The following is a 9689-nucleotide window of genomic DNA, read 5'->3' as shown; positions in this document are numbered from 1 at the left end:
AGATTTGGGAATTACTCGATGTTGAAAAAAATATCGGTATGACGCTCACTAGCTCGTATGCAATGCTGCCAACAGCAAGCGTTAGTGGCTGGTATTTTGCCCATCCTCAATCTCGATTTTTTGGTGTGGCAAAAATCAATCAAGAGCAGCTTGAAGATTATGCTAGCAGAAAAGGTGTTTCAGTTGATCAGGCAGAAAGACTACTTTCACCTAATTTAGAATAACGAGCGGAGCATCTGACTACAAGCGCCCTGTCAGGTCTTTATATATATTTCCATAATTCACAAATACTTTAAGTTAGTCATGTCTAGTTTTACTATCAGGCGGGGTTTTCTCTCTGCTATCCATTCCATAGTCTCTGCTAACATTTGCAACCCTTAATCTATAATTACTAAATACTCCACCACGACCTTTTTCTTGTGCAAGGCGATGTGTTTCTAAATTTCTCCATTCGTTAATAGCTTCCTCATCTCTCCAAAAAGATAGAGATAGAATCTTATCCTCATCAACAAGACTTGAAAAACGCTCTATTGAAATGAAACCATCAATTTTTTCTAATTGAGGTTTTAATTTAGATGCAATATCCAAATATTCTTCAACTTTTCCTTTAGCTGGATAAACCTCAAAAATAACTGCAATCATTATCCTTCCTCAATAAATATATTTGATTATAAAATATATTCAAAATACCTTTGGGCTATTTGTAGCTAACGCTTGAACTCAGTTGAGCACAATACAGAACGAAGCGGCGTATTATGCCCATTATTAGAATATCTATTTTGCGGTGTAGCTTGCTTCTGGCCATAGTTCATTAATTTCGTCTGCCTGTTGTTGCGCACTGAACTTTTCCCAAGTTATACCATTAACATCTTTTTCTTCACTAAAATTTGATGCTTCGTCATCTTCCCAGCCTAAGTGCCTTAGTTCACCTGGTGTACATGATTGATCTTGTCGTATTGAAACATTTAATGAGTCAGTTCGCCAAAGTGCATATTCGTTTTTTACATATAAACATGGCTCCATACCAAGGCGCACACTATAATCTTTAATTGTTTCTTCAATTATGTTTGTAGAAATGGCGATATGTAATTTCTTCACTATTTTTCCTTATAAGTTCTAACCGCTAGAATTCAGCCGCTGCGTAAGCGGTCAGGTGGAGTGCTTTGTTAGGTGCTTTGTCTCTAACCCTTTGTCGTTTTTTACTAAAAAGAATACAACAATAGCAACAAAGCCTAATATTAAAAACACCAAAGATAAACTACTCATTTTTTGCTCCTTTTCCGTCAATATAAAAACCAATCGCCATAAACAAAATTGCAATTGCCACACCGATAAATATATCTATTACATGCACAGTATCTTTTGCTATAGGATAAAGCACCAAAATTGTTAGAATAACCTTACCAATGTCCCAAAAGGTTTTGGCAAGGTTATTCTTTTGTAAATCTGATTGGATAAACTTCATATCCTAATTGTAACATGAAATTGTATGTATTTACTGGCATCCCTCATTTGATATAAACTGAGTTATAATACCATCTTTTATAAAGACTCGAGGAGTCACTATTTTTCTGCGACTACTAAACAATGCAGAGATGCCTACTTTTTCTGAAAATATCAATTACTTCTACACCAAACATATTTTCTGATTGAGCTGACCTACCTAAAAGCTTTAATAATTCTATCCTTGTTGTTACCCCTTCTTTTATCGTTGGAACAACCTCCAATATAGGTTTCGAGTCATCAACAACAATACTGCCTGATGGCGATATACTAATTGTTTGGCAACCGATAAAAAACATAGCCAAAGTTAAAGTTAAAGTTACAATTATTTTTTTCATTTCACTTCTCCAACCCCTCTAAAGAAAAATAGAGAGATGGAGGGTAAGTATCTAACGCCCGCATCACAGGCTGCCCGTGAGTGGTGCGTATTTTGCGTCTCTTTCGCAAAATATGGACGCTTACGGCAGCCCCTAGTGCGTGCGATTGTTAGGCACTTTCATCTTCGCCCACTTCTCGCCTCAGCTTTTTAAGACTTAACCGAGCCATTTCATCTTGAAGTGGTTGAATTTCAGTATGCCACTTTTTAAACCCATAGCCTACCATAAAGATACCCACCCCAACAACAAAACCTAGGCTGGATAATAAAACATTCTTATTCGTTTTAGCTATTTCAAGTTTTTTTGCATGACCTGGAATCGTGCTTCTTGTGATACTGACCGAACAGGATCGGCTTTTAATGTTTGATATTCGACAGCAATCTCGAACACTAAATCATTCGTTGTTTTGCCCACATAAAGTGTTGAGCCTATGCCGAATATTACAAGCAATAGGCCGAACAAAGCGTAAAACTTAAATATGTTGTCTGTTGGTAAGGGAATACGATTATCCATATATTATATTCTTTAGTTTTAAGCCTAACGGGCAACGACAACCCGTCTGGTTAAATTTAAATTTAGTTAGCGGTTTATTCTATTGTAAATTTCTAAGATGAGCTGGCTGGTTTGTTAAACGCTATAGGTGATTTGCCAGATAATCTATTAGCGCCCCATGCACTCACCAATAACTAAATTTTATAAAATGCAACATAGCACAACAAAAGCCCAAGTTAATTGCCTTGATTAGGATTGCTAGCTTGATATGAGATTATACCTTACGCACTTCCATTTTTTTGTCTGAGGCAGAAACAACTATAGTAATAGACTTGTGTGATTCGTGCTCAGTAAATTTATGAGAGCGTAAATTAAACTGTGTAAACCCACCTTTTTACTCTCTAACTATTTGTCATATTTTGCCATAATCTCATCAAAAAAGATACATAATTGAGATAAATCTCACTCCAGTTTCTAACCCTGGTTCTTTGCCATTTTTCCTGTATCTACCGGGTTGCTAAGTATACCACTTTAAGTGCAGATCCAGATCCTTGAGTTAGAAAAGACCCTTTAGATTTGGTTTTCTTTTTTTATTATTGCATCTAATGCGATGAGTTGAGCGCATTGTTAGCATTTAAGGTTGAATTTTTGCTAGAACTGTTTTAGATAGTAAAGCAAATTTTGTGTCTGAATATTTCTCCACAATATACTTGTAAAGAGCCACAGATTTCTCGGTTTCATTGAGCTTTGCATAGCTCTCTGCGACTATATAATCGAGTTCTACCTGCTGTAACGGAGTGTAGTCATACTGGCTTTCTGCATGCAGTGCCTTAGAAATAGCTGCCGCGTATTCTCCTTTATTGAATAATTTATTAGCGTCAATAATGGCACCATCAGAACAGGCGGTTAAGGTAATAATAAGAGCCGTCAAAGCTATGATTTTCATGTGAATATGCTCCTTTGTGTAATGCAATGCTAATGCTTGAATTCAGCTGCCGCGTAAGCGGTCGGCTGGAATAATTTGTTAGGCGTTTTATTTAATCTTTCTAAATTCATTCTGACGCCGCAGGCGTCAGAGGAAACTATTTATTATTCGTCATAATCATACCATTAGCCTAGGTATTAATGCTAATTAGTTATACAATACAAGTGCTTTGTAGCTCAATACCTAAAATATGCTTCATTTATAGTATAGTGTCTAAAGTATTATGATAAAAATAGACATATTTTCCTATCTACTCAATTTGAATGAATGCATTCAATTAAACGCTCCACTTGACGTGTACAACAGCCATTTCCACCAGTGGCATGGGTTTGATCTCTAACTTTCATCACCGAAGTGGCACCGTTGGCAATTGCGTTAATTACATCTATTTTTTTAACTTCATTGCAAACACGCAAATTGCGTTTTAAATCCTTTTTAAGGATTTCAGGTAGCTTATCTAGCGGATTGTTAACAATCTTAGGCGTTGACTTCAATACTACGAAGCTCTTTGGCAAGCTGATCAAGTGATGCATTAATCAACTTAAATGCACCTTCAGCACCATACAATTTGGCAATTTCAAGCGCTTCATTGATAACCACTTTATATGGCACTTCAATACTATTTTGTAGTTCGTACACAGCCAAATAAAGCACTGCATGTTCAACCGAGCCTAGCTCGTCGGTTTCTCTAGAAATGGTCGGTGCAATAAGTGTATCAAGTTCAGTTCTATTTTTTAAGATATTGATAAATAAATTAGAGAAAAAAGCCTTTGATATCTTGCCTTCTTTTTGATTTAAGAATTGCTGTTCAATTTGCAATACTTCACCACCTGAAACCATATATTGATAAAGCGCTTGTACAACACGCTCACGCGAGCGGTGTTTTGGAGTTTTAAATGCCATAATTTAAAATACCTGTGAATCAGCTTGCTTTATTAAATAAAGCATCTCAATCATGGCCATGGTGGCTTCTTCGCCCTTATTGCCTTTGTATCCACCTGCACGACCAACGGTTTGGTCCATATTAAGCGTTGTTAGCACACCAAATGTTGTCGGAATTTCATAATTGTATGAAACCTCAGCAACACCTTTAGAGCATTCATTGCAAACATATACATCGTGTGGAGTCTCACCTTTAATCACAGCACCTAAAGTCACAATCCCATCGTATAGGTTTTTGCCATTATCTTGCTGTGATGCTAAACGTTTAGCTAGTAATGGAATCTCAAATGCACCAGGTGCGTAAAATACGTTAACGTTATTAGTATCAATACCGTATTTATTTAGTGTCTCTTGTGCTGCAGCTAACAACTTATCACCAATATCTTGGTAGAAATAACCAACAATAATAGCAATCTTACTATCTTTTAAGAAGTTGCTATTTGCATTTTTGTCAAATTGAAATTTCATTCGAATCCTTTATTTGTTTATTTCTACGTATTCACTAACTTCCAATCCAAAGCCTTTTAATCCGTGTAGCTTTCTTGGAGAGCCTAGAATCTTCATTTTTTTAACGCCTAAATCAGACAAAATTTGTGCACCAACGCCGTAAGTCTTAATATCATCTCCGCCAGCATCACGCACACTATTGTCAATATTCTGTAGGATAGATTCATCGTTTTGCTTTCTAAGCAATAAGAACACGCCATTATCAGTTTTAGATATGTGCTTCAACGCATCGTTCACACTAAAACTATTGGAATTTTCTTGTAGGACATCTTTAAAAGTATCTTCCATATGTACACGAACGCAAGTATCTTTATCATTGCTAACATCCCCTTTGACCAAGGCCAAATGGGTTTCGTTGTAAATGCTATCTAGAAATGAAATAAGTCTAAAAGAGCCATGCTCAGTTTTAAATTCACGCTCATTGATACGTTCAATGGTCTTTTCATTTTCAATGCGATAAGAAATCAAATCTTCAATCGTGCCCCATTTAATATTGTGTTTTTTCGCAAAAATTTGTAAATCGTCACGACGCGCCATAGAGCCATCTTCATTAAGTATTTCTACGATTACTGATGCTGGCTCGAAACCTGATAAACGTGCCAAATCACAGCCCGCCTCAGTATGCCCTGCACGAATTAATACACCGCCAGGTTGCGCCATTAATGGGAAGATATGTCCAGGTTGAACAATATCAGCAGGTGTGGCATTAGGAGCTACTGCATCAAGAACAGTTTTGGCCCTATCTGCTGCTGAAATACCTGTTGTTACACCTTCTACCGCCTCAATTGACACAGTGAAGTTGGTGCCATTTGCATCATTATTTTGAGCAACCATTAAAGGCAAGTTAAGCTGTTTACAGCGCTCTTGAGTAAGTGTTAAACAAATAAGGCCGCGACCATGAGTCGCCATAAAGTTAATATCTTCCTTGGTACAAGTTTCAGCAGGGATGATTAAATCGCCTTCATTCTCACGATCTTCATCATCCATAAGAATAATCATCTTACCTTGCTTATAGTCTTTTAGAATTTCTTCAATTGTTGCTTTTATCATGATTATTTTTTCAATAGTTGTTCTAAGTGACGGGCAATAATATCTACTTCTAGATTAACGTTGCTACCAATTTTTAATTTTCCTAAGGTTGTCACTGTTAGCGTATGCGGAACAATATTAAGATCAAATACATTTTCTTGAATATCATTAACCGTCAAACTCACACCATTAATACACACAGAGCCTTTTCTAGCAATGTATTTTACCAAATTATCAGGCGCACTAATCTTAAAACGCGTTGATTCACCTTCGTTAAATTTATCAGTGACTTGGGCAATGCCATCCACATGGCCGCTAACCAAATGCCCATCAATGCCTTGATTAAGTCTTAGAGCCTTTTCAAGATTAACTACATCACCCTGCTCTAGCTGGGAGAAAATTGAACAATCTAGCGTTTCTTGAGAAACGTCTGCTTTAAAAAAATTTTTACCAATTTCAATCGCTGTTAAGCAAACACCATTGACTGCAATACTATCACCAATAGCAATACTAGAAAAATCAAAGTCAGCCGCACTAAAGCTAAACTCAGCACCTTTATCATAGATAACTTTAGTTTTGATACTACCGAGTGCTTGGATAATGCCTGTAAACATCAGTCCTCTTGATTAAGAATATAGGTGACACTTGCGCCAAATAAAATCAATGCCCAGGAAAAATAGACCCACAGCATAAATAACAAAAGCATGGATAAAGCACCATAAATAACTTCGTATAATGGAAAAAATTGAATATAAATTAACAAAATTGATTTTAATACTTCTAAAAAAAATGCAGCGATAAAGCCAGCTTTAATCGCAAATTTAAATACTACTTTTTCACCAGGAATAAAATAATACATCAAACTTAAACCGATAGCTGAAAGAATAATCGGCAAAGAGGAAATAAAAATACCGCCCATTGGAATAAACACAAACACCTCTGAAGCGCTCAAATACGAGCTTACAAACAATGAGCCTGCCAAAAATAAAGGTCCTAAAATTAAAACCAATATGTAGATTAACAAATCAATACCAAAATGGCGTTTTTTTCTCACTGACCAAATAGAATTAATACGATTATCCACCTCACGAAATAAAAAAATAGTGGCTAATAACAAAAATAACAGACTAATGCCTTTGAGTTTTTGTGCACTAACAATAAATTGCTGGATATATTGATTAACCAATTCATAATTCTTGGGCAGTAATTGTTCAAATAAAAACCCCTCTAAATGCTGTTGTAAATCTGCAAAATAAGGTGACAGAGAAAAAATACTAAACATCAGTGTTAATGTTGGCACAATGGCAAATAAGGTTGAAAATGACAGTACGGAAGCTGAATCAAAGCCATTTTTTGATTTTAAACGAACGAAGGCTTGTTTTAAAATGTGCATAATTTTATTTTTGTGATTTTAAATAATCCTCGTAATTGCCAGAATAATAATGCATGCCGTCCTCTTTAAGTTCTACTACTTTGGTGGATAATGAAGAGACAAATTCCCTATCATGACTCACAAAAATAAGTGTACCCTCATAATTTTCTAGTGCAAGGTTAAGTGCTTCAATCGATTCCATATCTAGGTGGTTGGTTGGCTCATCCATCACTAGCACATTTGGCTGTTGTAGCATTAACTTGCCAAATAGCATTCTGCCCTTCTCACCACCAGATAAAGATTTAACACTTTTAATAATATCATCTTTACCAAACAACATTTTTCCTAGAACGCCACGCATATCCTGAACATCTTGCTTGGTTTGCTTGTATTGCATCATCCAGTCAAGTACGGTCATGTCTTCTTCAAAGTCAGCAGTATGATCCTGTGCGTAATAACCAATGTTAATATTTTCACTCCACTTAACCTTGCCTTTATCTGCTTCAAGTTCACCCACTAAAGTACGTAATAAAGTAGTTTTACCAATACCATTTTGACCAATAATAGCAACACGCTCACCCACTTCAAATAAGAATTCGACGTTTTTTAATACGTGTAAATCACCAAAACTTTTATTAAGTCCTGAAACTTCTAGTACGTTTCTATGCAGTCTGTTTTCTTGATTAAAGATAATATAAGGACTAACTCTTGAAGAAGGCCTAATGTCATTAAGCTCAATTTTTTCAAGTTGCTTTTGGCGTGATGTAGCTTGCTTGGCTTTAGAGGCGTTTGAAGAAAATCGAGATACAAAGTGCTTTAACTCTTTAATTTTCGCTTCTTTTTTGGTGTTGTCATTCTGCATTTTTTCTTGAATAGCCGTTGCAGCAATCATGAATTGATCGTAGTTTCCTGGGAAGGTGTTAAGCGCACCATAATCAAGATCGGATATGTGCGTACAAACACCGTTTAAAAAATGCCTGTCATGAGAAATAATCACCATGGTGGCTTTACGAGCATTTAGCACATCTACCAACCAACTAATAGAATTAATATCCAAGTTATTTGTTGGCTCGTCTAATAATAAAATTTCAGGATTTGAAAATAATGCTTGAGCAAGTAAAATACGTAATTTCCAGCCAGGTGCGATTTCGCTCATTAAACCATAATGCTGATCTTCAGGAATATCCAAGCCTAACAACAATTCACTGGCAGATGATTCCGCCATGTAGCCATCCATTTCGGCAAACTCCATTTCTAATTCGCCAACCTTAATACCATCTTCATCGCTCATTTCAGGTAATGCGTAAATACGGTCTCTTTCTTTTTTAACTTCCCAAAGCTTCTCATGACCCATGATCACCGTATCAACTACACGAAATTCTTCAAAAGCAAATTGATCTTGACGCAGAATGCCTAAGCGCTCACCATCGCTGATACTTACCGTACCATTAGAGGGTTTTAACTCACCGGTCAAAATTTTCATGAAAGTTGATTTTCCACAACCATTAGCACCAATTAGGCCGTAACGATTTCTACCCTGAAATTTAATTGAAATATTTTCAAATAGAGGTTTTTCACCAAATTGCATGGTGATATTAGCAGTAGAAATCATGGGCTTAGGATGGTTTTTGAAAAACAACTATTATCCCATATAAACAATGAAAAGCTAATATAAATATCACATTGATTAGCAACAATAGTTATTCTGTTGAAGGTTAAAATAACAGCTAAATTACCCCGAAAAATGTTTGAAAATGTTTGAAAAAACTGGCCTATTGCCCGATAAAAATCTCACAATTGCTATTTTAATATTACTGACTTTTGGTTGGATTATGACTTTTTCAGCCTCGTTAGGGCATTTTGGTAGTTACAGTTATTTTTATAAACAAACTGTGTTTATTTCTTTAGGTTTAATAGCAGCCTATGCATGTTTAAAAATCCCCTTGTACTTTTATAAAAATAACGCCAAATTAATATTTTTATTTACTTTATTTTGCCTAGCATTGGTATTTTTACCAGAGCCAATTGGACGAACTGTTAACGGCTCAACACGCTGGATTAATTTTGTATTTTTTAAATTTCAGCCCTCTGAAATGATGAAAATTTCAATGATTTTATATATGGCTGATTTCTTAATTCGACATGAAAAAGACGTACTAAAGCCTTGGATAGGGCTGATTAAAACATTAATTATCATCTCCTTATCTGGAATATTATTGCTACTTGAAATGGACTTGGGTGCTACTATCATCATCTCCTTAACAGCGCTAATTATGCTATTTGCTGCGGGCGCCTACCTTAAGCAGCTTTCTATTGTTGGCATTAGTCTAATTAGCTCAATTGGTCTTTTGTTATATTTGGATGGTGGTGTACGCTGGATTAGAATGACAGAATTCTGGCAAATTGACTTATGGGTAAATGACAGCGCTAAAGTCTATCAAACCAAACAAGCTTTAATCGGCATTGCTAGAGGTGATTGGAC

15 protein-coding genes are annotated in these 9689 nt (G+C 35.9%); 2 read left to right on the top strand and 13 right to left on the bottom strand.

Annotated features, from left to right (window positions below):
• Window positions 1-224: vitamin B12 dependent-methionine synthase activation domain-containing protein (locus BTHERMOSOX_RS07485; protein ID WP_138120470.1), on the top strand; the 224-nt coding region annotated here is incomplete at its 5' end.
• Between the two features lie 73 nt (window positions 225-297).
• Here the strand turns inward: BTHERMOSOX_RS07485 and BTHERMOSOX_RS07480 are convergent.
• The 13 genes from BTHERMOSOX_RS07480 to BTHERMOSOX_RS07420 all read right to left on the bottom strand — a co-directional run bounded on the left by BTHERMOSOX_RS07480 (window position 298) and on the right by BTHERMOSOX_RS07420 (window position 8819).
• Complete coding sequence (locus tag BTHERMOSOX_RS07480) at window positions 298-642, bottom strand: antibiotic biosynthesis monooxygenase family protein (protein ID WP_138120469.1); 345 nt, start codon at window positions 640-642, stop codon at window positions 298-300.
• Window positions 643-774: 132 nt separating this feature from the next.
• A complete protein-coding gene (locus BTHERMOSOX_RS07475) occupies window positions 775-1098 on the bottom strand; it encodes a hypothetical protein (RefSeq protein WP_138120468.1) in 324 nt (107 codons plus the stop codon).
• 160 nt (window positions 1099-1258) lie between these two features.
• Entirely contained in the window at window positions 1259-1465 is a 207-nt protein-coding gene (locus tag BTHERMOSOX_RS07470) for a hypothetical protein (RefSeq protein ID WP_138120467.1), read from the bottom strand.
• A gap of 115 nt (window positions 1466-1580) precedes the next feature.
• On the bottom strand, window positions 1581-1841 hold the full coding sequence (locus tag BTHERMOSOX_RS07465) for a hypothetical protein (RefSeq protein WP_138120466.1): 261 nt from the start codon (window positions 1839-1841) through the stop codon (window positions 1581-1583).
• A 327-nt stretch (window positions 1842-2168) separates the two neighbouring features.
• Window positions 2169-2393, bottom strand: coding sequence for a hypothetical protein (locus BTHERMOSOX_RS11785; RefSeq protein WP_249360646.1), 225 nt, complete (start codon window positions 2391-2393; stop codon window positions 2169-2171).
• Between the two features lie 613 nt (window positions 2394-3006).
• Window positions 3007-3318, bottom strand: coding sequence for an outer membrane protein assembly factor BamD (locus BTHERMOSOX_RS07455; RefSeq protein ID WP_138120465.1), 312 nt, complete (start codon window positions 3316-3318; stop codon window positions 3007-3009).
• Window positions 3319-3611: 293 nt separating this feature from the next.
• The gene (locus BTHERMOSOX_RS07450) at window positions 3612-3851 is read right to left on the bottom strand and encodes a (2Fe-2S)-binding protein (protein WP_249360645.1); all 240 of its coding nucleotides are present in this window, start codon (window positions 3849-3851) and stop codon (window positions 3612-3614) included.
• On the bottom strand, window positions 3835-4260 hold the full coding sequence (gene nusB / locus BTHERMOSOX_RS07445; protein WP_138120464.1) for a transcription antitermination factor NusB: 426 nt from the start codon (window positions 4258-4260) through the stop codon (window positions 3835-3837). The genes BTHERMOSOX_RS07450 and nusB overlap by 17 nt, the downstream gene beginning before the upstream one ends.
• A 3-nt stretch (window positions 4261-4263) precedes the next feature.
• A complete protein-coding gene (gene ribH, locus BTHERMOSOX_RS07440; protein ID WP_138120463.1) occupies window positions 4264-4767 on the bottom strand; it encodes a 6,7-dimethyl-8-ribityllumazine synthase in 504 nt (167 codons plus the stop codon).
• A gap of 9 nt (window positions 4768-4776) precedes the next feature.
• Window positions 4777-5856 carry a bifunctional 3,4-dihydroxy-2-butanone-4-phosphate synthase/GTP cyclohydrolase II gene (gene ribBA / locus BTHERMOSOX_RS07435; protein WP_138120462.1) on the bottom strand — a complete coding sequence of 360 codons (1080 nt, stop codon included), beginning with the start codon at window positions 5854-5856 and terminating at the stop codon, window positions 4777-4779.
• A gap of 2 nt (window positions 5857-5858) precedes the next feature.
• Window positions 5859-6449 (bottom strand): riboflavin synthase, encoded by a 591-nt coding sequence (locus BTHERMOSOX_RS07430; RefSeq protein ID WP_138120461.1) that lies wholly within the window; start codon window positions 6447-6449, stop codon window positions 5859-5861.
• Window positions 6449-7228, bottom strand: a complete 780-nt coding sequence (locus tag BTHERMOSOX_RS07425) for a YihY family inner membrane protein (protein ID WP_138120460.1) — start codon at window positions 7226-7228, stop codon at window positions 6449-6451. The genes BTHERMOSOX_RS07430 and BTHERMOSOX_RS07425 overlap by 1 nt, the downstream gene beginning before the upstream one ends.
• A gap of 4 nt (window positions 7229-7232) precedes the next feature.
• On the bottom strand, window positions 7233-8819 hold the full coding sequence (locus BTHERMOSOX_RS07420) for an ABC-F family ATPase (RefSeq protein WP_138120471.1): 1587 nt from the start codon (window positions 8817-8819) through the stop codon (window positions 7233-7235).
• Window positions 8820-8961: 142 nt separating this feature from the next.
• Between BTHERMOSOX_RS07420 and BTHERMOSOX_RS07415 the strand changes: the two genes are divergently transcribed.
• The coding region (locus BTHERMOSOX_RS07415) for an FtsW/RodA/SpoVE family cell cycle protein (protein WP_171004692.1) at window positions 8962-9689 on the top strand (728 nt) is incomplete at its 3' end.

Source organism: Bathymodiolus heckerae thiotrophic gill symbiont (genome assembly GCF_900128515.1).
Classification (GTDB): Bacteria; Pseudomonadota; Gammaproteobacteria; order PS1; family Pseudothioglobaceae; genus Thioglobus_A.
The sequence above is the reverse complement of the archived record's forward strand: the minus strand, read 5'-3'. Positions and strand labels throughout refer to the sequence as shown.

What these genes read in the sequence shown, in the direction of transcription:
- BTHERMOSOX_RS11785 (WP_249360646.1), bottom strand. Translation starts at nt 2,393, where the DNA reads ATGGATAATCGTATTCCCTTACCAACAGACAACATATTTAAGTTTTAC.
- nusB (WP_138120464.1), bottom strand. Translation starts at nt 4,260, where the DNA reads ATGGCATTTAAAACTCCAAAACACCGCTCGCGTGAGCGTGTTGTACAA.
- BTHERMOSOX_RS07425 (WP_138120460.1), bottom strand. Translation starts at nt 7,228, where the DNA reads ATGCACATTTTAAAACAAGCCTTCGTTCGTTTAAAATCAAAAAATGGC.
- BTHERMOSOX_RS07465 (WP_138120466.1), bottom strand. Translation starts at nt 1,841, where the DNA reads ATGAAAAAAATAATTGTAACTTTAACTTTAACTTTGGCTATGTTTTTT.
- ribBA (WP_138120462.1), bottom strand. Translation starts at nt 5,856, where the DNA reads ATGATAAAAGCAACAATTGAAGAAATTCTAAAAGACTATAAGCAAGGT.
- ribH (WP_138120463.1), bottom strand. Translation starts at nt 4,767, where the DNA reads ATGAAATTTCAATTTGACAAAAATGCAAATAGCAACTTCTTAAAAGAT.
- BTHERMOSOX_RS07430 (WP_138120461.1), bottom strand. Translation starts at nt 6,449, where the DNA reads ATGTTTACAGGCATTATCCAAGCACTCGGTAGTATCAAAACTAAAGTT.
- BTHERMOSOX_RS07420 (WP_138120471.1), bottom strand. Translation starts at nt 8,819, where the DNA reads ATGATTTCTACTGCTAATATCACCATGCAATTTGGTGAAAAACCTCTA.
- BTHERMOSOX_RS07470 (WP_138120467.1), bottom strand. Translation starts at nt 1,465, where the DNA reads ATGAAGTTTATCCAATCAGATTTACAAAAGAATAACCTTGCCAAAACC.
- BTHERMOSOX_RS07480 (WP_138120469.1), bottom strand. Translation starts at nt 642, where the DNA reads ATGATTGCAGTTATTTTTGAGGTTTATCCAGCTAAAGGAAAAGTTGAA.
- BTHERMOSOX_RS07455 (WP_138120465.1), bottom strand. Translation starts at nt 3,318, where the DNA reads ATGAAAATCATAGCTTTGACGGCTCTTATTATTACCTTAACCGCCTGT.